We start from the raw sequence: 25,550 nt of genomic DNA, 5'->3' as shown, positions 1-25,550 counted from the left end.
CTAAGCGGGATTATCTCTTTCAACAATGGCATCAAATACTCTTTCTCCGATTAATGAATACCCCTCTTTATTCGGATGAAACGCATCATCATATAGGAGGTTTTCGTTTTCTCTTTGATAAATATCCGATACTGGAACATATACTGCATTTTCGTCTTCTTCGAGCAGCGATCTGGCAGCTTTGTTCCAGTCAGCCACGACGAGATCGATCTCAGAAAGTTCGGGAAGCGCGAATTTAAATGGATTATACAATCCTGAATAGATAATTTTCGCGTCAGGATTAAGGGTTCGGATTGTCTCCAGAATCTCGGACATACGCTCTTCATATGCGCTTTGTTCTTCCTTAAATGGCTCGAGCGTTAAATCAAATATATTTTCCTTAAGAACCTTCATGATGTCGTTTCCGCCGATAGTAAGAAGAATAATATCCGATTTTTTGATCGACTCCTGCACTTCTGGACTATCTAATTTTATAAGCAAATCTGTGGTCAGGTTTCCATGGACCGCATAATTGTTGACCGCCACATTCTTTGTTGATCTCAAATTCATTAATTTGTTTTTTACGACTCCAACATAACCGCCGTTTCTAGTGTCGTCGCCTATTCCCGCTGTAAGGGAATCCCCGACTCCTGTAATGGTAATGTCACCTTGCTGCACTTCTTTCAACGGTTTTTCAGCCCTTTTGACCGTCGCTTTCTTAGCGGCGGGCTCTTCGGTCTGAAAAGAAAATTGATTGCACCCTGCTAGAGGGACCAGACATGCAGCAAACAAAATCAAATATTTTTTCATTTTCATTTGAGTCCCTCCTCTTTTTACACGTAGTTTATGTTATAAGCATAACGATAGAACCCTTTGTTTTTCAATAGTTTTGCTCGAAATAAATGAGGCACTAAAGCTAACACTGTGTCTAACAAAAAGAGGCATGCAGTGATTATTGCTGCTGCAGCCTCTTTGCATCATCCAATATTTCTTTGTAGGGGGTTTTTTCGATACCGCTGTAGGTTTTTACAACCTCTCCTTCTTTATCGATGAGATAAAAGGAGGTGCCGTGAATCACCTGATCTTCGTTTTCGGGCTTTTTTACAAGAGCCTTAAAGCTCTTTAAAGAGAAATCTTCAATTTCCTCTTGCGAATAACCGGTAAGGAAATGCCAATTTTGAAAGGATGTTCCAGATTTCTGTCCAAATTCTTTCAACCGGGATGGCGAATCAACTTCCGGATCAACGCTGAACGATACAATTTCAACAGGTATTTTCTCCTCATCCGCCATATCTTGGAATTTTTTCATATGGGCGGTCATTGGAGGACATACGGTCTCACAGCTAGTAAAGATAAAATCAGCGATCCAGACGCTTCCCTTTAACTCTTCCAGTCCAAAAGGACGGCCTTCCTGGTCGGTATACTCAAAATCCTCAACGGAGGAAATCGATGAATACCCGGAGGATGCCCGGGCGCAGCCTGATATAAGGACGACGAGGACGGCAATCCATATGACACCAGCTTTGTTCAGAGGAACCCACATCCTTCTCACTAAGTTTATTCTGTGTAATACATAAAACCAATGGCACCAGGTCCCGTGTGAGTGGAAACGACAGGTGTCGTAAAGGAAATATCAATCGGCAGGTCCGGGCGCACTTGAAGCAAGGCATCTTTTAGATTATGGGCCAATTCGGATGCATCCGCATGCGCAATTCCAATTGCTTTGGCCGTTTTGCCTTTAACATCGTCTGCAAACTGCTTAGCCAGATATTTCACGATTTGTGAATGGCTGCGGACTTTTGCAACTGGTGTATAAACGCCGTCCTGAAGGCTTGCGATTGGCTTAATGTTAAGCAAGGACCCGATCATCGCTTTTCCTCTGCCGATCCTGCCGCCTTTAACAAGGTTGTCAAGCGTGTCTACCGTGACAAAAAGCTTTGTTACTTCCTTTATTTGTTGAATACGGTTCAGTATTTCTTCTTTTGAAAATCCATTTTCAGCCATTTTTGCAGCCTCCAGCACCTGAAAACCAAGGGCTTTGGAGATAAATTGAGAATCAATAACGGTTATATCTCCCCCTGCCATTTCTGCCGCACTCTCTGCTGTCTGAAATGTCCCGCTCATTCCTGAAGTTAAATGGATGGAGATAATCTGATCTGCTTTTTGCAAAAGTCCCTGATAGGTCTCAACAAACTTTCCTACTGCAGGCTGGGAGCTTTTAGGCAGCTCTGAAGACTTTGCCATCTTTTTCATAAAGATTTCGGGCGTAATATCTACTCCGTCCGTGTAGGTCTCTCCATCAATATGAATAGTCAATGGAATCACTTCTATATGATGTTTATCAATTAAGCTTTGATCAAGGTCTGTCGTTGAATCTGTTACAATTACAATTTTCTTCACAATGTCACTTCCCTATCTCTCTCATTAAGAAGTATTATACAGATTGTGCAAATGGTTTCAATAAAAATAAGCAAATTAACAGAGAAAAGAGAGACCCGCGAGGATCTCTCTAAGCATTGTTCTGAAGAATTTCAGATTGAAAGATTGCTTCATAATCCGGCCATTTTAACACTTTTTTGAGATATTCCCGGAATGAATAGACGCTTTTCGGTTCAGGCTCTGCATATAGCCGTGTTAAGTATGCCTGCAGTCTGGCCTGAATGAGAAATGCATATCTTTGATCCTTTCCCATTACCGGAATCTCAATAACCTTTACCTTCTGTCCATCCATCCGTTTGAACTCTAGGCTTTTGAATAGCAAAAATATCAATCCTCTTTTTCACCCGTTTCCTTTATTATACTTCATTTCCCTATCGAAGTCTGTCATAATGTGCTTGGCTGCCAAAAATTTTTCAGACCGGTTGCGTGCATTCCGCTTCGTTATAAGCAGGAGAATTCACTTTAGCCGTGACCTCGTATTTCATCATTTTTTCAGAATCATAAGGAAGCAATCTGCCAAGGGCTTCATCCGGCGCATCATCGAGCCAGTGGTATGCTGCAGAAGCATCCAGCATCACCGGCATCCTGTCATGCACCTCCCTTACCAGCTGATTTGCCTCAGTCGTTATGATGGTGCATGTAATTAGTTCCTTCCCATTAGCCTGCCACCTGTCCCAAAGGCCAGCGAAGGCAAAAGGCTGCTCCGATTGCAGCATAAACCGGAAAGGCACCTTCCCTTTATCTGTTCTTTCCCATTCATAAAAACTGTCTGCTAAAATCAGACATCTTTTACTCCCGATCAGGTGCCTGAAGCTCGGCTTTTCCGCCACAGTTTCAGCACGGGCATTTATGATGCCCGTTCCTTTTTTAGACTTAGACCAAAACGGGACGAGCCCCCAGTGTAATTGCCCCGCTTTATATTGACCCTCTTTTCCTGCCACGGCCAGAACAGCCTGGGAAGGTGCAGCATTAAAAGTGGCTTGAATAGCAAGTTCCGAGTGGTTGGAAACTGGGAAATAATCAAAAATGGTTTCGTCAAATGTTTGTGTAAATCTGCCGCACATCCGCAAGGCCCCCAGTCAGATCAATAAATTAAACAGCTGTTCATCTTTAATCACTTCTGTGTACTGAAATCCTTTCACATCCATTTTTGAAATAAGAGCAGGGTAATCCTTTTTATCCTTAAGTTCGATTCCCACAAGGGCCGGACCGTTCTCTTTGTTATTCTTTTTTGTGTACTCAAACCGGTTGATGTCATCATTCGGGCCCAGAACATCGTGAAGAAATTCTCTTAAAGCCCCTGCACGCTGTGGAAAGTTCACAATGAAATAATGCTGCAGCCCTTCATAGATCATCGATTTTTCTTTAATTTCCTGCATTCTTCCAATATCATTATTCCCTCCGCTTACGACACAAACCACATTTTTTCCTTTAATCTGATCCCGGCAAAAATCGAGCGCTGCTATTGGCAGGGCTCCGGCAGGTTCCGCAACGATGGCGTTGTCATTATACAGCCCGAGTATAGAACTGCATACTTTTCCATCGGGAACTAAAACGGTGTCGTGGCAGCATGTGCTCGCAATGTCAAACGTTTTCTCTCCGACTCTCTTTACGGCGGCTCCATCGATGAATTTGCTGATCTCCTTTAGTGTCACGACTTCACCCGCTGCTTTAGCCTGAGTAAATGAAGCTGCTCCTTCAGGCTCCACCGCCATAATTTTCGTTTTCGGAGAAACTGCCTGAAAATATGTACCAATACCGGAAATGAGTCCGCCACCGCCGAAGCTTGCGAAAACAAAATCCACAGGAACATCACTATCATTTAAAATTTCAACCGCAACTGTTCCCTGGCCTGCAATCACCTCTTCATCATCAAAGGGATGTATAAACGACCGGCCTTCTTCCTTACAGCATTTTACTGCTTCGTGATAGGAATCATCAAACGTATCTCCGCACAAAATAATTTCAGCGCTTCCTTTTGCGAATTTTTCAACCTGATTCACCTTTTGTCTTGGCGTCGTGCTCGGCATAAAAATTTTCCCTTTAATGCCAAGTGCTTCACATGAGTACGCCACCCCCTGAGCATGATTGCCCGCACTTGCGCAGACGATTCCATTTACTAATTCTTCCGTGCTGAGAGATTTGATTTTATTATAAGCTCCTCTGATTTTAAAGGATCGTACGAGCTGAAGGTCTTCTCTTTTCAAGTATACATTGCACTGATAATGCTCCGAGAGCTGCCTGTTATACTGAAGGGGAGTATGAATGACTACATCCTTTAAAAGATGATGGGCCTTAAGAATCGATTCCACATGAACCGCTGATCGTTTGCTGGGGGCAGTTAAAGGCTTCATGGCAAAATTCCTTTCCTTATTTACTCTATTTAATTTGCCATTATATCACGAATATTCTAAATTAAAAGTCGTTTTAGACAATTCGCGGTTGATTCCCATCAAAATCGGGAAAATTGTTTACTGTTACGTTTTATTTTATCCGTCCGCTTCCAACCACTGTCCATCAAGCCGCGCTAACCTTTCTAAGGTTTCGGGGCACTTTCGTGAATTCTCTCCTGGCGGAGCAAGGCACAGATACATGCAGAACAATACAGAATAATAAAATAAGGAGGAGCGTAAATGGAATACTTGCTAAAAAGCAAATCAAGCGCTATCCCATGTCTGATTGAAGCTGACAGCGACCTGAACCGTTACATGGTCCGGAATGCCGATACGAGCGGCAAAGGTTTTAATACAAAGGAAGAAATGATTGCCTGGATTGAAGAGCATTGGAAAGCAGATGATTTTGAACAGCCCGATCAGCTAAAAAGTGTGATGCACCAACTTGAGGATCCATCCATATAGAGCGTTACGGGATGCAGTTGAAAAAAGATGCCTGAGTTTCCGGCATCTTTTTAACAGTCTTCTTTGTGGATTACTTGCGTGCAGTCTTAATGGCAGAACCTACTCAGCCATGACAAGTTTTACGTAAGCTGCAGCGGATGATGGCCAGGTTCCTGCCGATTTCAACCCACCTTCTCTTTTCATTCCATCAAGCAATTATTCAAACGTTCCCTTCACAGCTATGGCTCCCACCCTCATCATCACCCGTCCCTTAGAGAGCACTCCGGTAATCTTCAGGGTAGCCTTGTCGGCTATTACGAGATCAGCATCAAGACCTTCTTTAACCCTTCCTTTATGAGGAAGCTTAAGGATCGCTGCAGGATTGGAGGTTATGACCCGCAGAGCCTGCTCAGCCGGTATTCCCTCCTCCAGGATTGCGGCTCTGACTTCCTGGTAGAGCGTGGAGATATCTCCGATTTGAAGTCCAATCAATTCCCCCTCTTTATTAAAATCCGGGAGACTCGCCTGGGCATCTGATGTAAAAGTAATCTGTTCAATGGGCACGTTTTCGTCCAGCATAATTTTCAGCCCTCTGCTGCATTTCATTTCACCCTGATCCAGAAACCGCTGTACCGTACTGGTTGTGAAGTCCACATACCCGCCTCTTTTGGCGTAATCAATGCCGGACCGGAACAATTCCTGGTTCCGGTTTATGTGAGTAGGATGAAATGTCTTAATCGGGATATCCGTTTCCCTGCAAATTTTCAGCAGCAGATCCAGTTTCCCTTTCCCATCTCCAACATGGATGTTGACGATACCGGCCTTACCGGCGAGCATCCCCCCGATCCTTGCAGCAGATGCTATTTTAGCAAGTTCCTCCCACGTTGGCTGAGACGATCGGTGATCACTTATCGCAATCTCCCCGCACCCGATAATTTTATCAATTAGTATGAGGTCGTCTTCAATTTTCCCCGTAAGTGTTTTAACCGGAATCTGATAGCTCCCCGTATGGACATAGCAGGTGATGCCTTCCTCCTCAAGAGCCCTGGCTTTTGCAAGAAGCGAACTCATCGTCCGCGTTACTCCATCTGTTCCAATCACACCGACGATGGTCGTTACCCCTGCCGCAATGCTTGAGCTTAAGGCGAGCTCAGGAGTCCGGGTTTTAAACCCTCCCTCGCCTCCTCCGCCCATAATATGAACATGCGAATCGATAAATCCCGGAAAGACAAGCTGTCCTTCAGCATCGATGCTTTCAGTTATGTAAGATGAAGGAAAAGACTCAGCATCATCTGCCATACAGAGGATCTTGCCACCTCCGGCTAAAATATCTTTTTTCCCAAGATACTCCGGTGCATAGACCTCTCCGTTTTTAATTAGGGTAATCATGATGATCCCTCCTTACTGTTTGTTAATTAAGGAGCAAAAATCATGCCACAAGCTAAAGATAACTTCCTTCTTTTGTCATCCTTTAAAAACTTGGTCATCCCCCCATTTTTTTCTTCTAATTAACCAGCCATTTCAGCGAATTATCTTTATTGGGTGTATTTAGTTCCAATTGGGTGTTATAATGCAAGTGTACATATGGATAGGAGTGCGAAAGCCATTGAAAAAAAACACACTGCAGCTGATAACCGGAACTAATCATACGAAGAACGCCCTGCATGAACAGCTCACCCGGCTATTCGATCCCTATATCCGTATTGACTCATTTTCAATTGAGAACGGATTGCCCGATAAGCTGTCAGCAGGCGTGATTCTGCTTTCTTCGCTGGATGTAAAAGAAGAGATCCATCACCTGCTGGATAGCAGGGAGCACGAGATCCTTGCTGCCGTCAGATCCGTTAACGCAGAGAACCTTGAGCCACTTCTTCAATTGCCGGATGGCGCAAACGTTTTAACTGTAAATGATACGAGTGAAACGGCTGCACAGCTGATTGAACAATTACACGAACTGGGAATGAATCATGTAAACTACGTTCCGTATCAGAAAGAAAAATCTTTTTATGAAACGATTGATCTTGTCATTTCACCAGGAGAAATGGAATACGTTCCTAAACACTTATTCCCTAAGCTGGATATAGGGGTCCGTCTGATCGGCTTTCCAACCATTTTTGAACTGGCACGTATATTCAATCTGACTTTCCTTTTTCAGATCTTAACAGAGCGGCATATGAAGCAAGCAGTTCAGCTGCAAAGGAAGCTTTCTGCTGCCGCGCGGCTGGCAAAGAAGAACGAGGAAAACCTCCAGAATGTAGTCAATCAGATCAGTGACGGATTGGTAGGAGTTCACCCGGATGGAACCATTGCCTTATTTAATACAGCAAGTGAAGCAATTTTTCAAATAGCGAAAGAGAATGTTTGCGGCAGGCATATTATGCAGGCCGGGCTGCCGCCGGAAGCAGCTGCTTTCATCTATGAAGGGACCAGTCCTCTCGGGCTGTTTCGAATCGGCGGAATGGAAACAGCCATCGACCGGAATGAAAAAAACGGCTTGATTACTGCAGCCATCAGTCACGTGAGCAAAGCGGAGGAAATCAACAAAGAGGCGAAAACGGCCTGGGAGAAGAAAGGGTTCTCAGCAAAATACACATTCGATCAAATGATCGGGGATCACCCCGCTTTTAAGGAAATAATCGCCGTAGCCAAGAAACTCGCTCTATCAGACCTTCCTGTGCTTATCGAGGGAGAAACCGGCACTGGCAAAGAAATGTTCGCTCAGGCGATTCACAATGGCTCTAAAAGAAGAAGCGGTCCCTTTGTAGCCGTTAACTGCAGCGCTCTGCCTCCTGCTCTTTTAGAGAGCGAATTGTTCGGGTATGAAGCAGGTGCCTTTACAGGCGCGAATAAAGGCGGAAAGAAAGGGCTTTTCGAGCAGGCAGAGGGAGGCACTCTGTTTCTTGATGAAATAGGGGATGTTTCCTCTGAAGGCCAGGCAAGTCTTTTAAGAGTCCTTCAGGAAAAGGAAATACGCAGGATCAGCGGCACAAAGAATATCCCGATTGATGTGCGTATTGTCGCGGCAACTAACATGAACCTGATGGATAAGATGGACAGCGGTCATTTCCGGACAGATCTATATTACCGCCTTAATGTGCTGTCCATTCAAATCCCTCCCCTTAGAGACCGCCGTTCCGATATACCGATTCTTGCTGAGAGCTTCTTAAATAAATCTGGGAAGGTCAGCCGGATGCATCCTGCTGTTATGGAGAAGTTATTGAAAGAGCCGTGGGAAGGAAACATTAGAGAATTGAAAAATACGATTGATTATATGCTGGCGGTTTCAGACGGAAAGACCATACAGGTACATGACATCCCTGGCACACCCGGCAAAAAAACCAAGAAAAAAGAAAAGGATTCTCCGCCGCTTCCGCTTACACTGATGGATAAACAGGAATTTGCCTTTATTTTGGAGACGATCCGGATATCAAATGAGAACGGGGAGCCGGCAAGCAGAAGAATCATTTCTGAAATCAGCAAAACGAGCCCGCATCCCTTAACTGCCCAGCAGGTGCGGCACAGACTGGACTATCTGGAAAAACACGGCTATGTGACAAAAGGGCGCGGCCGGGCCGGAACGAAGATTACACTGGAAGGCTTGGATTTTCTTCACTCCCTCCAAACCCATCTTGTGATTTAAAGGAGCTGAACATATGGAATTTTCAATTAAAGAAGAAATCGCCAACGCGATTACACACGGTATAGGGGTTTTGCTGAGCATCCCTGCTTTGATTTATTTAATTTTGTTTGCCGCCTGGTACGGAGATACGATCAGCATTGTCAGCTTTACCATATTCGGGGCTTCAATGATTTTGCTTTATTTATTTTCGACACTCCTGCACAGCATCCAGCATAAGAAGGCAAAGCACATCTTCGCCATATTGGATCACTCAGCCATTTACATTCTGATTGCCGGTACCTATACACCGCTTCTTCTCGGTCCTCTGAGAGGCACGTTTGGATGGTCCCTTCTCGTTATTATCTGGAGCCTTGCAATCGCAGGGGTAATTTTCAAAATCTTTTTCGTTGACCGGTTTGTCATACTTTCCACCCTGTTTTACATTCTGATGGGCTGGCTCGTGATCATCGCAGCCAAACCTCTTTATGAGTATCTTTCCATGGAAGGATTTATGCTGCTTCTGACAGGCGGCATTCTATATACGGTCGGTGCCGTCTTCTACGTATGGCGGAAAATCCCTTACCATCACGCAATATGGCACCTCTTCGTTTTGGGCGGAAGTGCTTCCATGTTTTTCTGCATTTTGTTTTACGCAGTAGACGTGCCTTTTATTTAAATTCACTATTTATGGAGTCAGCTAAAAGCCTGGATTTCTCATCCAGGCTTTTTTTATACCTGCAGACTGATGTATTTAATTTGGCTGTGCAAAGATTTCCTATTAGGGGCAAGCAACTGCTCACCGTTGCACGAGGGCCTTGTAATTAGAAGTGCAGGGTGGGGATTCTGTCCCGTCATATATAAAAAAAGTGCCCAGAGCTGTAAGCTCTGGGCACTTTACATCCTACACTTTCTTCCTTTTTTATGAACATGAGCCGGAATTCACGGTTTACGCTACACTCTCTGAAGCTCCAAAAACTCGTAATCATACGGGTTTTTAGCATCTTTCGTTCCTTTTTCCCTGGAAACCGTTCTCCACTCCCGCTCGTCAAATTCCGGGAAAAACGTATCTCCCCCAAAATTATGGTGAATGAGAGTCACATACATTTTACTGCAGTGGACAAGCATCTCTTCAAAAATTTTCGCTCCGCCGATGACAAATAATTCCTCTCCCTCTTTTTCAAGCAAGGGGATTTCCTTGACTGTATGCAGGATTTCACAGCCTTCTGCTTTGAAATCAGGATTTCCGGTTACAACAAAATTCCTTCTTCCAGGAAGAGGTTTGCTGCCCATCGATTCAAAGGTTTTTCGGCCCATGACAACTGCAGATCCATATGTAGTACGTTTAAAATGAGCTAAATCGGCAGGCAGCTTCCAGGGCAAGTCGTTGTTTTTGCCTATCGCCTGTTCTTGATCCATCGCAAAAATAAAGGAAATCAAACGCTGACAGCTCCTTTAATATGAGGATGGGCTTCATAATTTTCAAGCGTAAAATCCTCATATTTGAAATCAAAAATCGATGAGACCTCCGGATTGAGCTTCATCGCCGGGAGAGGCTTCGGATCGCGGCTTAGCTGCAGCTTCACCTGTTCTATATGATTCTGGTAAATATGTACGTCTCCAAAGCTATGAATAAATTCTCCATATTCAAGCCCTGATGTGTGAGCCATCATCATCGTTAACAAAGCATAGGATGCTATATTAAACGGCACTCCCAAAAAAACATCGGCTGATCGCTGATAAAGCTGACAGGAGAGCTTCCCGTCTGATACATAAAATTGGAAAAGACAGTGGCATGGCGGCAGAGCCATGTTTGGAATATCAGATGGGTTCCATGCACTCACAATAAGTCTTCTGGATTGCGGGTTGTTTTTAATGTCATGGACCACATTTGAGATTTGGTCAATCGTCTCTCCAGCTGCTCCCGCCCATGAGCGCCATTGCGCTCCATAAACCGGACCCAGTTCACCTTTTTCATCCGCCCATTCATTCCAGATCCGAACGCCGTTTTCCTGCAGATACGATACATTCGTATCCCCCTTCAGGAACCAGAGAAGCTCGTGTACGATCGACTTAACATGCAGCTTTTTTGTCGTTACCAGCGGAAATCCTTCATTTAAGTCAAATCTCATTTGGTATCCAAAGGTACTGATCGTTCCAGTGCCCGTGCGGTCCCCCTTAACAGAACCCTTCTCGAGCACGTGCCGGCATAAATCCAAATATTGTTTCATCGTGTCACGCCCTTTTCTTAACATTCGAATCTTCATTTTAACATATTATAGCGTATGGAAGTGTTCAAATTCGTAAAGGATGAATAGTATTCATCAAACCACCAAGGATGTGACACCATGCGAAAGAGACCTTCAAAGGAAGAAGCGGAAAAAACAATTGAGTACATGGGGAGCTCTCGCTTTCTAGTCGCGGACGGAATATTCAGCACCGGATTGATCGTCCTGTTTCTATACTTGTTAAGATAAAAAAAGACGGGACCTTGAAGCTCCCGTCTTTTTTTGCTAAATATTAGTTTTTTCCTGACGGCCGTTATTAATTTTATGAATAACAAACGTCCCGACGAACATAACGATGATTAAGACGAAGAATACCCAGTGCGGCATGTGAACACCAGCGACACTCAGGGCCATCTTAATGGAAATGAGCAGGATTAAAACATAAGCGGTCGTTTCAAGCTCAGGAACTTTCTCAATCAGTTTAACAAATACTCCGGCAATTCCCCTCATCATGAGGACACCAAGCATTCCCCCAAGAAGAAGAACCCAGATTTGCTCACTTACTCCGAACGCTGCGAGCACACTGTCGACTGAAAAAGCGATATCCATGAGCTCTATAGCGACAACGGTTCCCCAGAATTGACCGAACAGGCGCGTGAAAATACTGCCTTTAGTAAGTTTGGCAGCCTCTTCAGCTTCGTCCCCATTCGATTCATTCCGTTTATCCATAAAATACTTGATGGCAAGCCAGGCAAGATATGCCGCTCCAATAAGCTTAACCCACCAAAACTTAATGAGAAAGACTCCGACTCCGATTGCGATAAACCGGAAAAGGTATGCTCCAATCAAACCGTAAAACAGGGCTTTTTTCCTTTGATGCTCAGGAAGAGGCCGTACCATAACTGCAAGCACAAGGGCATTATCTGCTGATAACAGACCTTCAAGAATAACCAGAGTGAGGATCAGCCCCCAGCTGGTAGGGTCTGTAAGCACTTTGGCCCACATTTCCCAGTTGAAAAACTGGGCATACGTGTCTACAAATACATTAAATACTTCATTCATCGTGACGACAATACCTCCTAAGGTTCGAGCAATATCTATCCTATTATACAAGAATATAACTCTATTGTTAAGCAGAAACCCTTGTTAACTTCCAATCATTTGCTCTGACTGATCTTCCTCTTCTTTATCGCGGCTTCTGTGCGCCATCCTGCTTGCTGCAGCTGCAGCAAGTCCGGCCACAATATCGTCAAGAAACGTGTTTACCCGGTCTTCTTTATGTTCATCCAATTCTTTTATGATCCCGAATTTTTCCTTGTCCAGAAAACCAAAGTTTGTCAGACCGATCGACCCGTACACATTCACGATGGAAAGCGGAATGATTTCATCGATTCCGTACAAGGGCTCGTCCGTTTCAACAAGATGCTGCAAAGGCTGAGGAAGAAGCTTCTTCTCAGCAAGCTGGTCCAGAGCAAGTCCCGTCAGAACAGCATGCACAATTTCCCGTTTGCTGAGTACGCGTTCAACGTTGTAAACGCAATCCTCATGGGTAAGAGCAGGTATGTATTTTTGCTGGAGACGGAATACGATATCTGCTATATCAGAGAGCGTGACTCCTCTCTCATCAAGCATTCGGATAGTAATAGAGGTCATTTCTCTCATTGTAAATTTTGTCATCGGCTGACCCTTCCCCCTTTTAATGAGTCATCCAAGCGGGCGGAGTATTTCGGTCCCAATAAATGCTGCCCAGCTCATGATGCTTCTCAAAGGAATCCTTATCTAAATGGTAATGAAAATTAAACCAAAAACCTTCGCCAGGAGGATGGTCGATTCTCACATGAAACCGTATAACATCTTTGCCGGTCCGGGCATCATATATATGGAAGATTTTTTCACTTCTTCCCCCTCCCGGCTTTTCACTGATGACAAGGCTGTCCGATTCTACGGCAGTCAGCTCCCAGTCAATAGCTTCCGTGATTTTCGGAAGAATGAGCTCGTCAAACTCCCTTTCAATAACAGGTCTGATCCTGTCCCCGAATTTTAAATAGGTCTGCTCTCTTGCCAAATCTTTAAATTCCTGATGGGCACGCTCTTCTTGACCTTTTAATTCCGAGTCATATTGGTTCTCTGAAAGGGTTTCGGATAAGCTGCCTGTTTTTTCTTCTGCAATAAGAGAAGCTGGAGGTGCAACCATGCCTAGAGTGGCGATGGAAAAAAGCGCTACGAGTGTTTTTTTAAGCCATTTGTTCATGCTGACCCTCTCCCAGGTTTATTCTCTATTAGTTTATCATAGCTTATAGAACTTCACCTTAACAAAGTTAGGAAAACGCTTTAATTAAACAATCATTTCCTTTACAATAAATGTATTACCTACACGGGGAGGCGCAACATGTTTGAGGTCCTGCTTATTTCAGCAAGTTTTCTCACGCTGCTTTACATGATTATGATGGAAATAACAGACTAAAGCCCGGAAGCTTACGTTCCGGGCTTACTTAACCTCTGCTCAATTTATTTGCTTCCGAGGTTTGACGCGAATCCTTTTTTACTTGCGGGCTGAATGTGCAAAGCCTTGACAGCAGATGAACAGCGCCCTGCGCGGAACGGGCGCTGTTCCATCTGCGGGATCTCCCCTGTCCATTACATATTTTTAGGCTTGGAGACGGCGGAGCTTCTGGATTTCCCCGTCTCTTTATTCGTCGTTCCCTGTCCTTCCGGTTCAGGAGATCCAAGCTGGGCTTTGGATGGGTCGGCTTTTTTTCTGGACATGGCTGTCACCTCCGCCCATAGTTTCCGCCTATTTCTTCAATTCTATAACTCCGTAATGAAAAGAAGCTGAGCGCCGCTTCAGCTGAATAAAACCAAATTTTTCAAAACGGGCGCTTTTCCAGTGATCTTTAAGAACAACTCTTTCTTTAGCGACTCTAAGCGCCTCGAAAACCGCTTCTTCTGCAAGATCTTCATGCAAGGCAATTTGTTTTAGCGGTGTCATTCCCTCAGAATCAATGGGTTCTTCAAACATCGGGTCAAAATAGACGACATCAAATGAAGAATCAGAACAGTTTTTTAGAAAGCCGGTATGATGCGCATGAACTACTTTTACGCTTCTCATCGCCCTGTTGATTTCATCGATGCCCGTATCCCAGTTTTGCAGGCCCTCTTTAACAATGACGGCCATTTCCTGATTGTTTTCAAGTCCGCAGACCCTTCCTTCAGCACCTACTGCGAAGGAGGCGATTATGCTGTCGGAGGCTAGGCCAAGCGTGCAGTCAAGCATGGTTTTGCCACTTGATAACCCCGCAGCTTGTGCAAACGGGTCGGACTGCCCCTTCATAAGCCGCTTAACCCTGAACATGGCAGAGTTTGGGTGAAAAAAGAAAGGTTTACTATCCGGGCTGGTGAAGAGCTCCATTCTCTCGGTTCCGACAACCAGAACAGGTTTTTGGTACTTATGGAGCATGAAAGCTATGGATTGTTTATTTCTCGGCTCAAACCGTCCGTTGATAGAAGGTGCCAGACGTAAGGCTGTTTTTTCCGCTTCTTTAAAGTTTCTCATCACTGTAGTTACAATCAATTTTAGCGTCCCTTTTCCTGAAGCCAGGCTGTAGCTGGCTGATGATATCCGCTAAAGATATTTATTCAATCAGCAGCTTGCTCAGCCAAAGCTTTTCATAAAAATCGGGATGGCTTCAATTGAGAAGCCATCCCATCTGCCTGCTCAGCAGTTTTTTTCAAAAGCCTGTTCAAGATTAGCCATAATCTCTTCTATTGCAAATCCTTCAATGCTGTCTCTCGGAATAAAATGAACGACATCTTTCCCTTTTAGAAGTGCCATAGAAGGAGAAGAAGGTTCATACCCTTCAAAGTAAGTCCTCATTCTGGCAGTAGCCTCTTTATCCTGTCCCGCAAAGACGGTCACAAGCCGGTCAGGCTTTTTATCGGCATTCAGCGCAGCCTGAGTGGCAGCCGGGCGCGCAAGGCCTGCTGCGCATCCGCAAACTGAGTTCACAACGACAAGGGTCGTTCCTTCAGCATTTTCCATAAAGGCTTCTACTTCTTCTTCTGTCAAAAGCTCCTGAAAGCCGGCGTTTGTAAGTTCCGCTCTCATTGGCTTTACCATTTGACGCATGTATTCTTCATATGCCATCGACATTTTAAAACCCCTCCTGAATCGATCATATGGAGCTGGCCGCCGTGGCTCTTTTGCTCCTATGTTTTCAAGAATACTATAGAAAAATTCCGGAGGCAAACGATTAAAGCTTTACATGCTCCATAGGTGTCTCAGGGAGATCGGTCACCGCTCCTTGAGAGGAGCAGGAAACGGTGCGCGCATATTTCCCAAGTACTCCCCGCATAGTTTGTACAGGAGGCGACCAGCTCGCTTTTCTTCTTGCGAGCTCTTCATCCTGAACATGCATCGTCAGCTCTCTTCGATCGCTGTCAACGGTGACAAGGTCTCCGGTATTCAAAAAGGCAATCGGTCCGCCGATTTGTGCTTCAGGGGCAATGTGGCCAACTACGAGTCCATGAGTTCCACCTGAAAATCTCCCATCTGTAAGAAGAGCTACGGTTTCACCGAGGCCTTTTCCTACAAGGATGGCGGACAGTGAGAGCATCTCAGGCATTCCCGGTCCCCCTTTCGGACCTTCATACCTGATGACAATCACATCGCCCGCAGAAACTTCCCCTGCTAAAACCGCTTCGGTTGCTTCTTCTTCACTGTCAAAAACTTTCGCCGGGCCTGTTAAACTTGTAACCTTTAATCCGGAAACCTTTGCGACTGCTCCAGACGGGGCCAGATTCCCTTTCATGATGACCAGGGGACCATCTTCACGCAATGGTTTGTCCAGCGGAACAATAACATCCTGATTGTCTTTAAGCCCCTCCAGAACCTCCAGGTTTTCAGCTATGGTTTTTCCTGTCACAGTCAGACAATCACCATGCAAATACCCTTGTTCCAAGAGCAGCTTCATTACCCCGGGCACTCCCCCCGCTTCATGCAGATCCTGCATGACATACTTCCCGCTGGGCTTTAAATTTGCAATGTGGGGAACCTTTTTTTGGATCCGCTCAAAATCATCCAGCGTCAAATCTACCTCAGCTGCATTGGCGATCGCAAGCAGATGGAGGACGGCATTCGTTGAACCGCCGAGGGCCATGACTAACGTGATGGCATTTTCAAAAGCCGCTTTTGTCATAATGTCTTTAGGATAGATCCCGGCTTCCAAAAGCTTAAGGACCGCTTCGCCTGCATCATAGCAGTCCTGAAGCTTGTATTCTGACTCTGCCGGGTTTGAAGAACTGCCCGGCAGGCTCATGCCCAGAGCTTCGATAGCTGATGCCATTGTATTTGCTGTATACATGCCTCCGCAGGAACCTGCTCCCGGACAGGCATTGCATTCAATTTGATGAAGCTCTTCCCGGCTGATATCACCTTTATTGTATTGTCCGACTCCTTCAAACGCGGAAACGATATCGATGTCCTTCCCGTTCAGGGTGCCTGGCTTAATTGTTCCGCCATACACGAAAACAGACGGTACTTCGGATCTCGCCATTGCAATAAGGCAGCCGGGCATGTTTTTATCACATCCTCCAATAGCAACGTAGGCATCCAGATTTTCAGCTCCAGCTACAGTTTCGATTGAATCCGCAATAACATCCCTGCTCGGAAGGGAGTATCTCATTCCCGATGTCCCCATAGAGATCCCGTCCGAAACGGTTATGGTATTAAAAATCATTCCTGCGCCGCCTGCATCAGCTACTCCCTGTTTTGCCCGAACCGCCAATTGATCAATATGTATGTTGCACGGAGTTACCTCGCTCCACGTGCTCGCTACGCCGACCATTGGTTTTTGGAAATCTTCATCCTGAAATCCGACAGCGCGGAGCATAGCCCGGTTTGGAACTCTTTTAGCATCTTCACTTAAATGTCTGCTCTTTATTCTTAGATCTTTTTTCATTCCTTCTTCCCTCCTGCGATAATCGATTGTGTATTACTATAAAACGTTGATTTCCATATTGCAATAATATTCTAATAATTTTTAATAAAATGTTAATTTAATAACATAAAAAAAGAGGGCGTTCCAAAAGCTGTATTCTTTTGGACTCCCTCTTTTTCATAGTAAAGCAGCTGCATCGGACCGGCGGCTTAGGCTCCAGTCGTCTCGCTTACCTCTTCGCCCGCTGTTCCATGGGCTCTGCTGCACCTTTCCAGAAGCGTTCTATGCAGACGGGCAGATCAGCCCCTCTTCTCCCTTACGATTCGCTTGCTTTCCGGCTTTCGGTCATTTGCTTCCATACGGACCCCATAGCTTCTTCGCCGCCTTCAATTCGTTCGATGGCAAGCTTGATTTGCATGCTTACTTCAAATTCCGGGTCATCCTGGGCTGCTCTCAATGCCGGCAAAGCCTGCTCATCCCCCACTTCATATAAGAACATAGCCGCTCGCCAGCGGACGAGCTTGTTTTTATCCTGAAGAGATTTGATGACGGCCGGCATTGCTTTAGGATCTCCAATATCAGAAAGGCAGTCCCCCGCCGTCCTTCTTACCGTCACTGACTTGTCCTCCAAAGCCCGATATAAAAGAGGCAGCACAGCCGGATCCTCTATCATGCCAAGATAAACGACTGCCAGCCTTCTGATCGAGGCTTTTTCGTCACCGAGGGCTTTTTCCAGTACATTTAAGTCATCCGCAGAAGGATTCATCTGCTCCAAGTGTGCATACCGGGAAGTCCATTCAGGTTCCTCCATCATCTCAATCGTTACTTTGTAAGCTGTGCGGCTGATTGGCTGCACTCCTTCTTCTTTATTAAGCATTTGCTGAGCCATTCTTTTAAGCCGGTCATCCTGATATGCAGCGGAAAGCTCTTCGACAATGTCCCCGCCAATTTCATCCATATCTCCATAACGGACACCATGGTCTTTCCAAACCCGATCCAGCACCACATTGGATGATTGCTGCTGAACACTGAAAATAGCCTCCTGGAAACGCTGCGGGAGTGCGAAACGTTTCTCTTCCATACCATCTGTCAGCTTTACCTGCATCGGGATGCCATTGAACATCTGCACAGATGCTTTTATTTCTCCAAATCCTTCCGCTGCTTCACCAGCTTGAACGGTTTTTTCAGAATCTTCACCAAAGCAGGACCTTACTGAAAATAAGATGTCTTTCCAATCAAATCTGGAATTCCGTTCGACTGCGAGAAAATCAGCCACATGATAGACCCCTTTGACTCCGTCAACCTGGAGAATATCCTGAATTACTTTAGGCGCGTTCTCTTCTCCGCCTTTTTTATAGTTATTGCTTGTCCCTTTTGGAAGCTCCTCTGTAAGGATGATCTTCATCGTGTTCGGACTCGGTGTCGGTTCAATCGTTTTTATATTCATCCTGGTAACCCTCCTAGCTGAAATTTTCCTCTATTTTAACATAAGCGATCCGGTGAAGCGGACCTTAACGCCCCCGTTTTCAATTCACGGAAAAACGTTTCAAGATAAAGCTCCATAAAAGCATGCCTTGCTTCCGCTTCTTTTCTTCCAGCTTCTGTATTCATCAGATTCTTCAGTTTTAAAAGCTTATCATAAAAATGCTGAATGGCTGAATCAGGCTTGCCGGGATCGAAAATCGGATTGCCTCTGCTTCCGGCATACACAAATGTCCTTGCAATTCCGATTGCACCGATTGCATCAAGCCGGTCTGCATCCTGAACAAGCTTTCCTTCTTCTGTAGAAGGCACATCAGTTCCTGATCCGTTGAAAGAAATTTTATCAAGTATATGAAAGATATGGCTGATTTCCTTTTCTTCGACGCTGTATGAATTCAGCCACTCTCTGATTTCTAAACCACTCATCCTTCTGGCTTCTTCCAATTTCCGGTCCGGCAAATCGTGAAAGAGGGCTGTCATCTCAATAATAAACCGATCAGTTTCTGTTCCACAGGCCAGTTGCAGCGCCAGGTCCCTGACTCTCTCTATATGCCGCCAGTCATGGCCTGAACCTTCGTCCCCTAGCAGCTCTTTGACCATCAAACGGGCTTCTGACAGGATATATTGCTTATCCATAACGGTTCCTCCAATTCCCTTAATGCACTTTAAGGCTCTTAATTAAGCGGAGCCGGCTCGTCAGCGAGCAGTTCCTTTATACGCCCTTCGATGTCCTTAGGATTTGTATTTGGTGAATACCGTTTGACAGGCTTTCCGCTCCGGTCAACGAGGAACTTTGTAAAATTCCACTTAACTCCCTCTGAGCCGAGCATTCCCGGAAGCTCGCCCGTCAAGTATGTAAAGAGCGGATGCGCATTTTTCCCATTTACATCAACTTTCGCAAACATAGGAAATGTTACTCCATAGTTCAGTTTACAGAAGGATTCGATTTCCTGCCCGCTCCCGGGATCCTGATTCATAAACTGGTTGCAGGGGAATCCGAGAACTTCCAGCCCTGCTTCGGAAAAGCTGGAGTAAAGGTTTTGTAGCCCTTCAAATTGAGGGGTAAATCCGCATTTGCTCGCCGTATTGACAATTAAAAGCACTTTTCCTTCATAGTCGGATAGCTGCTGTTCTTTTCCGCTAATCGTCTCAGCCTGGAAATGATATACGTTCAACCTTTACCGCCCTCTCTCATCATTAATCACCTGGATCGTTCGAAGTACTGTTTCCACAAATCTGGTCAAATCTCCTGCATGTTCCTCGGTCAACAGGCGGCCGAAACGAAGAGTGGCCGTTTGTTTATATTCCCTGATGCCGCTAAGCGGGTCATAGGCTATTCTCATTGATATTTGAAAATCTTCCTCCCAGAGCTGTCTAAACTTCTCTGTTTCCTTTAAAGGATTTTTTTCTTCCTGCACATTCTGGATAAAACGAAGTTCAAGTGAACACCCTGCTGATGGTGATTGGCGGAGGAGCTCTGCTTCCAGCTGATCCAAATGAATAGAAAGATGAATGACAGCGATGGCCTCTGATTGCATGCCTGCTTCAGCGAACGTGATGCTCCATGATCTGGACATATCCGCGAGATTTACAAGATCTTTTCTGGACGTTACCTCAACCATTCCATCCAGATCCAAATCATAGACCGCCCCTTCAAGCAAGAACTTCAGGTTATCGAATACAGTCGGATCAAACATTAGAATAATCCTCTTGCACGCCCTGAGGAATCTACGTCCATTTCCAGCGCAGCCGGACGTTTGGGGAGGCCGGGCATTGTCATGATATCTCCGGTCAGAGCTACAATAAAACCCGCACCTGCTGAAAGCTTTAGCTCCCTGATGGTAACCGTGAATTGTTCAGGCCTTCCGCGTTTTTCCGGATCATCCGATAATGAGTATTGGGTTTTAGCGATGCAAACCGGAAGATGGCCGTACCCGGCTGCTTCTATTTCCGCAAGCTGCTTTTCTGCTTTTGATGTCAGTACAGCATCTTCTGCACCATATACTTTAAGGGCAATTTGCTGAACCTTCTTTTTAAATGGATCTTCCGCCTTGTACAGGAATGACAGATTTGAATCCTGGTCCGCAAGGGCTGTCACAAGGGATGCAAGCTCAACTCCGCCTTCCCCCCCTTTTTCCCAAACTTCAGCAGGCGCGCACGGATGTCCGTTATCCGAGCACCATTTAATAAGCAAATTCAGTTCTTCCTGTGTATCAGATGTAAACTTATTGATCGCAACAGCATAAGGAAGACCAAAATCTTTTACCGTTTCGATATGTTTTTCGAGGTTTTTGCATCCTTCAAGGACCGCAGCAGGATCGGACTTTCCGAGTTCATCCTTTTTTACGCCGCCATGCATTTTAAGAGCTCTTACCGTTGCAACAATCACAACGGCAGCGGGCTTCAGTCCTCCTGCAGCAGATTTAATATGCAGAAATTTTTCTGCACCAAGATCCGCCCCGAATCCTGCCTCTGTGACAGCGTAATCCCCAAGCTTAAGAGCAGCTTTTGTCGCAATAAGGCTGTTGCATCCATGTGCAATATTGGCAAAAGGCCCTCCATGAATCAATGCAGGTGTATGTTCAATTGTCTGAACAAGATTGGGCTTGACGGCATCTTTTAAAAGGAGCGAGAGGACACCCTCAAAGCCAAGATCCCCTACAGTAACTGGTTCTTTAGCTGCCGTATAGCCGGCTATTATTTTTGAGAGACGCTCTTTCAAATCCTCCGGGTTACGGGCCAGGCATAAAACAGCCATGACCTCTGAGGCAGCCGTTATATCAAATTGGTCTTCTCTCACTGTTCCATTCATAGCTCCGCCAAGTCCGGTAACGACGTTTCTAAGCGCCCGGTCATTCAGATCGAGCGCCCGCTTCCAAACAATTCTGCCAGGATCGAGGCCAAGATCATTTCCTTGATGAATATGATTGTCAATAAGCGCAGATAGGGCGTTATTGGCAGATGTAATTGCGTGCATGTCCCCAGTAAAATGCAAGTTGATTTCATCCATCGGCAGCACCTGGGAATATCCCCCTCCCGCGGCGCCTCCCTTCATTCCCATTACAGGGCCCATCGAAGGCTCCCTCATGGCAATTACCGCTTTCTTTCCAAGCAGGCAAAGCGCCTGGCCTAAGCCTGCCGTCACTGTTGACTTGCCTTCTCCGGCGGGTGTAGGATTAATGGATGTAACGAGAATAAGCTTGCCTTCTTTTTTGGCCTCAAGCTTTTTAAGAAGAGAGTCCGAGAGCTTTGCTTTGTATTTTCCGTATAATTCGAGATCATCCTCATCGATTCCGAGTGAATGAGCAATTTCACGTATCGGTTTCATCGCTGCCCTGGAAGCGATCTCCAGGTCCGTTAAGCTTTTTTCCTTGCCAGTCATACCTTCAACTCCATTTCAGCGTACTTGCATCATTTTATCATTAGTCATTTTTGATCACAAAGCATTGTACATTGAAACATAACCTGCAGCCATTTCTCTGTGATGAAGGTTTATCACTATTGAAACCGCTTTTTGAAAAGCAGCATGCATTTCGCAAGAATTCCTATAGATCGGAGTGTTTCAGTTGCCCATTAATATCCCTTCTAATCTGCCTGCAAAAGCCATTCTTGAGAATGAGAATATTTTCGTTATGGATGAACGCCGCGCTGCTTCCCAGGATATACGACCGCTTGATATCCTCATTTTGAATCTTATGCCCCAGAAAGAAAAGACAGAAACACAGCTTCTCAGGCTTTTGGGGAATACTCCGCTGCAGGTGAACATCACGTTTTTGCATATGAAAACCCATAAGTCGAAAAACGTAAAACCACAGCACCTCAAAGAGTTTTATACCACATTTGATCATATTAAGCATCGCAGCTTTGACGGGTTGATCATTACCGGAGCTCCGGTAGAACTTTTGCCTTTTGAAGAGGTCTCCTACTGGAATGAGCTTCAGCAGATCCTCAAATGGAGTACCGGCCGCGTGACCTCAACTCTGCACATATGCTGGGGAGCACAGGCCGGACTGTACTATCATTATGGAGTTGAAAAAATTCTGCTTGAAAGCAAATGCTTCGGCGTTTTCCCCCACATTGTAAAAGCTCCTTCGGAAAAACTTGTCCGGGGATTTGATGAGGAATTCTATGTTCCTCATTCGAGGCATACAGATATATCAAAAGAACAAGCTGCACGGCAGGGTGACCTTATTGTTTTATCCGAATCGGAAGAAGCCGGTGTATGCCTGCTGATGTCGAAAGATGGCAGGCGGGTGTTTCTAACCGGCCATCCTGAATATGATGCCGGTACTCTTGACGAGGAATACAGGAGGGATTTGGAACGGGGGATGTCTATCTCAAAACCGCTGCATTATTATAAAGAAGATAATCCTGAAAAGGGACCTTTGTTCAGATGGAAATCTCATGCAAGTCTGCTTTTCTCCAACTGGCTCAATTATTACGTTTATCAGGAGACGCCATTCAGCTGGGATGAACAAAATGGGAAATGATAGGAAAAAACAAAAATGTGTACCATCAAATTCCTGTATTTGTTAAAATGGATAACGAATAGCGCTGTGTAACCGAAAATAACAAACACTTTACATTATTTTTATAAAATTGGAATGGGGATATGGTACTCTATATAATAAATTAATAGTTAGAGAGATAAAGGCTCATTTCGTACGTACCCCTGAAAAACGGATAATGCCACGCCGCCAGCGGAACGGAGCAATCCTTAAAGCACAGGTACAGAGAATGCAGAAAGTTAAATGGTGAGTTTTTTATTTTTGATTGAGGTGAAAACGTTGAGATCTAAACAAAAAGTTTTGATTCTGACGGCCAAGTATGGAAACGGGCACGTTCAGGTAGCAAACACATTGGTGAATCATTGCAGAAATAAAGGGATTGAAGATGTCATCGTTTGTGACCTTTACAACGAATCACATCCTGTTTTTTCAGAGATCACCCAGTATCTGTATTTAAAGAGCTTCTCAATCGGAAAACAATTTTACCGTTTGTTCTATTACGGAGTAGACAAAATGTATAATAAGCGAATGATGAACCTTTATTATAAAATGGGCCATAAGCGGCTTCATGAAATCATTATGCGGGAAGACCCGGATGTGATCATTAACACATTTCCGATGATTGTCGTTCCGGAATACAGAAGACGGACCGGAACCGTCATTCCAACATTCAATGTGATAACAGATTTCTGCCTTCATAAAATCTGGGTTCATGAAAACATTGATAAATATTATGTAGCGAACCGGATTGTAAAAGAAAAGATTGTCCGCCTCGGAATTCAGCCATCCGCCGTCAAAGTGACAGGCATCCCCATCCGCCCTCAGTTTGAAGACAGGCTGAATGAAAAGGAGCTTGCGGAAAAGTACGGACTGGATCCTGATAAAAAAACCCTTCTGATCATGGCCGGTGCTCATGGAGTATTAAAAAATGTCAGAGAGCTGTGCCAGTCTTTTTTAAAGCATACTAATCTGCAGACCGTTGTTGTCTGCGGGAAAAACCAGGTGCTTAAAGACAGCCTTACACCTCTTGCTAATGCCTATCCTGATCAGATCAGAGCACTTGGATATGTAGAAAGAGTTGACGAACTGTTTCGGGTAGCCTCCTGCATGATTACAAAGCCTGGAGGAATCACGCTGAGTGAAGCCGCAGCCATCGGCCTTCCGGTTATTCTTTATAAACCGGTGCCCGGACAGGAAAAAGAGAACTCCATCTTTTTTGAAAACAGCGGTGCAGCCATCGTCGTAAACAAATATGAAGAAATTCAGGAAAGTGTAGATTACCTGCTTACTAACGGGCAATTGCTTTCCAATATGAAAGAAAATATTAAAAAGCTTCACCATGCTGCCTCTGCCGATGTCATCTTAGATGATATTATTGAAGAAGCATACAGAATTACAAAAGAGAACCAGAAAAAGATGGTTGGCTCGGTTAATTACTGACCGCAGTACGATCACAGTTGGAACTTAGGATGCCGGGGCAACGACTTGCTTCTCGGAGGGAAACAATGGATACAAGCACTCACATCGCAATGGGTGCCGGACTTGCAGGCTTATCTGCCCTTGATCCGGCAGTAGCAAATGACTCTGCACTCGCCCAGGCTGTTCTTGCAGGTACAATACTGGGCTCCAACGCACCCGATTTTGATTATGCCGTCAAGCTCTTTAAAGGAGAAGGCGCGTATTTGAGGCATCATAGAGCAGGCTCTCATTCCATTTTTGCATGGTTACTATGGACCCTCCTGCTGACCGTCTGCATCCTTCCCTTTTTTCAAGGGGTGCCTGTGCTTCATTTGTCCGCCTGGATTTTAGCAGCTGTTCTCATCCATGTTTTCGTGGACCTGTTTAATTCCTATGGGACCCAGGCAGGCAGACCCTTCTATAAAAAATGGATCACGTTTGATGCTGTTTATATTTTTGACCCCTTTATTATGGTTCTTCATATCATTGGCTTTGTCTTATGGGGAGCCGGGTTTTCCTCAGGGATCGTATTTGCTTTTGTTTATGCTATTATGCTTCTTTATATCATTCAAAGAGCCTTTGCCTCCAGGTCTGTACGCCATAAGGCAGCCAAAAGCCTGGAGTCTGACTTTTTCAAAACAAAAGCGATTCCGACTATTCGGTGGGGAATTTGGAATGTTTGCGCTGAATCTGATCGGGAGTTCCGGACAGGAGAATTTCGCAGAGGAAAAATAGAATGGGTTCATACGTTTAATAAGGTTGAAGAGGATGAGCCCATTGTCCAGTTTTCCCTTAGAGATCAAAATGTTCAGCACTTCCTTGTGAATGCGGAATGGGCCCACCCCATTCTTATTAAATCAAACAGCGGATACGAAGTAAGGTGGTTCGATGTCAGGTACAGAACGAAAAACCATTATCCGTTCATGACCATTGTCAGGCTGGATCACGATGGGACCATAAAGGCTTCCAAAACTGGATGGCTCCATCATGTAAAGACTTTTGACAATGCAGGATCCCTTTATGAGTCCGTTTCCCACTAGAGAAAAAACCATGCCGAACTGGCATGG

28 protein-coding genes are annotated in these 25,550 nt (G+C 45.1%); 7 read left to right on the top strand and 21 right to left on the bottom strand.

Annotation, left to right across the window (positions count from 1 at the left end; genetic code table 11):
* From ACQCVE_RS02175 to ilvA, 6 genes are all read right to left on the bottom strand, one after another.
* Positions 1–795: an SGNH/GDSL hydrolase family protein gene (locus tag ACQCVE_RS02175; RefSeq protein ID WP_426844110.1), complete on the bottom strand. Its 795-nt coding sequence runs from the start codon at positions 793–795 to the stop codon at positions 1–3.
* Between the two features lie 136 nt (positions 796–931).
* Positions 932–1,522: an SCO family protein gene (locus tag ACQCVE_RS02170; RefSeq protein ID WP_426861762.1), complete on the bottom strand. Its 591-nt coding sequence runs from the start codon at positions 1,520–1,522 to the stop codon at positions 932–934.
* Positions 1,523–1,536: 14 nt separating this feature from the next.
* The gene (locus tag ACQCVE_RS02165) at positions 1,537–2,379 is read right to left on the bottom strand and encodes a DegV family protein (protein ID WP_426861423.1); all 843 of its coding nucleotides are present in this window, start codon (positions 2,377–2,379) and stop codon (positions 1,537–1,539) included.
* A gap of 109 nt (positions 2,380–2,488) precedes the next feature.
* Complete coding sequence (locus ACQCVE_RS02160) at positions 2,489–2,740, bottom strand: DUF2535 family protein (RefSeq protein WP_426844107.1); 252 nt, start codon at positions 2,738–2,740, stop codon at positions 2,489–2,491.
* Between the two features lie 91 nt (positions 2,741–2,831).
* Positions 2,832–3,482, bottom strand: a complete 651-nt coding sequence (locus ACQCVE_RS02155) for an SOS response-associated peptidase (protein WP_426844106.1) — start codon at positions 3,480–3,482, stop codon at positions 2,832–2,834.
* Between the two features lie 15 nt (positions 3,483–3,497).
* On the bottom strand, positions 3,498–4,772 hold the full coding sequence (ilvA, locus tag ACQCVE_RS02150; RefSeq protein WP_426844105.1) for a threonine ammonia-lyase IlvA: 1,275 nt from the start codon (positions 4,770–4,772) through the stop codon (positions 3,498–3,500).
* A gap of 279 nt (positions 4,773–5,051) precedes the next feature.
* Here ilvA and ACQCVE_RS02145 point away from each other — a divergent pair, with 279 nt between their 5' ends.
* Positions 5,052–5,276, top strand: a complete 225-nt coding sequence (locus ACQCVE_RS02145; RefSeq protein WP_426861421.1) for a hypothetical protein — start codon at positions 5,052–5,054, stop codon at positions 5,274–5,276.
* Positions 5,277–5,471: 195 nt separating this feature from the next.
* Here ACQCVE_RS02145 and iadA read toward each other — a convergent pair whose 3' ends face one another.
* The gene (gene iadA / locus ACQCVE_RS02140; protein ID WP_426844103.1) at positions 5,472–6,644 is read right to left on the bottom strand and encodes a beta-aspartyl-peptidase; all 1,173 of its coding nucleotides are present in this window, start codon (positions 6,642–6,644) and stop codon (positions 5,472–5,474) included.
* A gap of 217 nt (positions 6,645–6,861) precedes the next feature.
* On the opposite strand from iadA, the gene ACQCVE_RS02135 reads away from it, so the two are divergent.
* Positions 6,862–8,895: a sigma 54-interacting transcriptional regulator gene (locus tag ACQCVE_RS02135; RefSeq protein WP_426844101.1), complete on the top strand. Its 2,034-nt coding sequence runs from the start codon at positions 6,862–6,864 to the stop codon at positions 8,893–8,895.
* Between the two features lie 13 nt (positions 8,896–8,908).
* A complete protein-coding gene (gene trhA, locus ACQCVE_RS02130) occupies positions 8,909–9,550 on the top strand; it encodes a PAQR family membrane homeostasis protein TrhA (RefSeq protein WP_426844100.1) in 642 nt (213 codons plus the stop codon).
* Positions 9,551–9,825: 275 nt separating this feature from the next.
* Here the strand turns inward: trhA and ACQCVE_RS02125 are convergent, their stop codons facing one another.
* Both ACQCVE_RS02125 and ACQCVE_RS02120 read right to left on the bottom strand, forming a co-directional pair.
* On the bottom strand, positions 9,826–10,311 hold the full coding sequence (locus tag ACQCVE_RS02125) for a dihydrofolate reductase (RefSeq protein ID WP_426844099.1): 486 nt from the start codon (positions 10,309–10,311) through the stop codon (positions 9,826–9,828).
* Positions 10,308–11,102: a thymidylate synthase gene (locus tag ACQCVE_RS02120; RefSeq protein ID WP_426844098.1), complete on the bottom strand. Its 795-nt coding sequence runs from the start codon at positions 11,100–11,102 to the stop codon at positions 10,308–10,310. Before ACQCVE_RS02120 ends, ACQCVE_RS02125 begins: the two co-directional genes overlap by 4 nt.
* Positions 11,103–11,219: 117 nt before the next feature.
* Here ACQCVE_RS02120 and ACQCVE_RS02115 point away from each other — a divergent pair, with 117 nt between their 5' ends.
* A complete protein-coding gene (locus ACQCVE_RS02115; RefSeq protein WP_426844096.1) occupies positions 11,220–11,348 on the top strand; it encodes a hypothetical protein in 129 nt (42 codons plus the stop codon).
* A 36-nt stretch (positions 11,349–11,384) separates the two neighbouring features.
* On the opposite strand, the gene ACQCVE_RS02110 is transcribed toward ACQCVE_RS02115, so the two are convergent.
* From ACQCVE_RS02110 to ACQCVE_RS02055, 12 genes are all read right to left on the bottom strand, one after another.
* Positions 11,385–12,161 (bottom strand): TerC family protein, encoded by a 777-nt coding sequence (locus ACQCVE_RS02110; RefSeq protein WP_426844095.1) that lies wholly within the window; start codon positions 12,159–12,161, stop codon positions 11,385–11,387.
* Positions 12,162–12,245: 84 nt separating this feature from the next.
* Positions 12,246–12,776 (bottom strand): phosphatidylglycerophosphatase A family protein, encoded by a 531-nt coding sequence (locus ACQCVE_RS02105; protein ID WP_426861419.1) that lies wholly within the window; start codon positions 12,774–12,776, stop codon positions 12,246–12,248.
* A gap of 19 nt (positions 12,777–12,795) precedes the next feature.
* Positions 12,796–13,350, bottom strand: coding sequence for a YpjP family protein (locus tag ACQCVE_RS02100; protein ID WP_426844093.1), 555 nt, complete (start codon positions 13,348–13,350; stop codon positions 12,796–12,798).
* Positions 13,351–13,736: 386 nt separating this feature from the next.
* Positions 13,737–13,865 (bottom strand): YuzL family protein, encoded by a 129-nt coding sequence (locus tag ACQCVE_RS02095; protein ID WP_426844092.1) that lies wholly within the window; start codon positions 13,863–13,865, stop codon positions 13,737–13,739.
* Between the two features lie 28 nt (positions 13,866–13,893).
* A complete protein-coding gene (locus ACQCVE_RS02090) occupies positions 13,894–14,670 on the bottom strand; it encodes a class I SAM-dependent methyltransferase (protein ID WP_426844091.1) in 777 nt (258 codons plus the stop codon).
* Positions 14,671–14,814: 144 nt separating this feature from the next.
* A complete protein-coding gene (locus ACQCVE_RS02085) occupies positions 14,815–15,249 on the bottom strand; it encodes a BrxA/BrxB family bacilliredoxin (RefSeq protein ID WP_426844090.1) in 435 nt (144 codons plus the stop codon).
* A 100-nt stretch (positions 15,250–15,349) separates the two neighbouring features.
* On the bottom strand, positions 15,350–17,056 hold the full coding sequence (ilvD, locus tag ACQCVE_RS02080) for a dihydroxy-acid dehydratase (RefSeq protein WP_426861418.1): 1,707 nt from the start codon (positions 17,054–17,056) through the stop codon (positions 15,350–15,352).
* Between the two features lie 295 nt (positions 17,057–17,351).
* On the bottom strand, positions 17,352–18,482 hold the full coding sequence (locus tag ACQCVE_RS02075) for a conserved virulence factor C family protein (protein WP_426861416.1): 1,131 nt from the start codon (positions 18,480–18,482) through the stop codon (positions 17,352–17,354).
* Positions 18,483–18,517: 35 nt separating this feature from the next.
* A complete protein-coding gene (locus ACQCVE_RS02070; RefSeq protein ID WP_426844086.1) occupies positions 18,518–19,153 on the bottom strand; it encodes an HD domain-containing protein in 636 nt (211 codons plus the stop codon).
* Positions 19,154–19,191: 38 nt separating this feature from the next.
* A complete protein-coding gene (locus ACQCVE_RS02065; RefSeq protein WP_426844085.1) occupies positions 19,192–19,692 on the bottom strand; it encodes a glutathione peroxidase in 501 nt (166 codons plus the stop codon).
* Positions 19,693–19,695: 3 nt separating this feature from the next.
* Entirely contained in the window at positions 19,696–20,214 is a 519-nt protein-coding gene (locus tag ACQCVE_RS02060; RefSeq protein ID WP_426844084.1) for a hypothetical protein, read from the bottom strand.
* Positions 20,214–21,899 (bottom strand): formate--tetrahydrofolate ligase, encoded by a 1,686-nt coding sequence (locus ACQCVE_RS02055; protein WP_426844083.1) that lies wholly within the window; start codon positions 21,897–21,899, stop codon positions 20,214–20,216. Before ACQCVE_RS02055 ends, ACQCVE_RS02060 begins: the two co-directional genes overlap by 1 nt.
* Before the next feature lie 184 nt (positions 21,900–22,083).
* Here ACQCVE_RS02055 and metA point away from each other — a divergent pair, with 184 nt between their 5' ends.
* The 3 genes from metA (at position 22,084) to ACQCVE_RS02040 (ending at position 25,523) form a co-directional block, all read left to right on the top strand.
* The gene (gene metA / locus ACQCVE_RS02050) at positions 22,084–23,007 is read left to right on the top strand and encodes a homoserine O-acetyltransferase MetA (RefSeq protein ID WP_426844082.1); all 924 of its coding nucleotides are present in this window, start codon (positions 22,084–22,086) and stop codon (positions 23,005–23,007) included.
* Between the two features lie 297 nt (positions 23,008–23,304).
* Positions 23,305–24,465, top strand: coding sequence for a diglucosyl diacylglycerol synthase (locus tag ACQCVE_RS02045; RefSeq protein WP_426844081.1), 1,161 nt, complete (start codon positions 23,305–23,307; stop codon positions 24,463–24,465).
* A 65-nt stretch (positions 24,466–24,530) separates the two neighbouring features.
* A complete protein-coding gene (locus tag ACQCVE_RS02040; RefSeq protein WP_426844080.1) occupies positions 24,531–25,523 on the top strand; it encodes a metal-dependent hydrolase in 993 nt (330 codons plus the stop codon).
* Positions 25,524–25,550: the final 27 nt, after the last annotated feature.

Origin of the sequence: Metabacillus sp. 113a (assembly GCF_050107635.1) — a bacterium.
Classification (GTDB): domain Bacteria; phylum Bacillota; class Bacilli; order Bacillales; family Bacillaceae; genus Metabacillus_B.
This window is presented reverse-complemented; position numbering and strand designations above follow the sequence as displayed.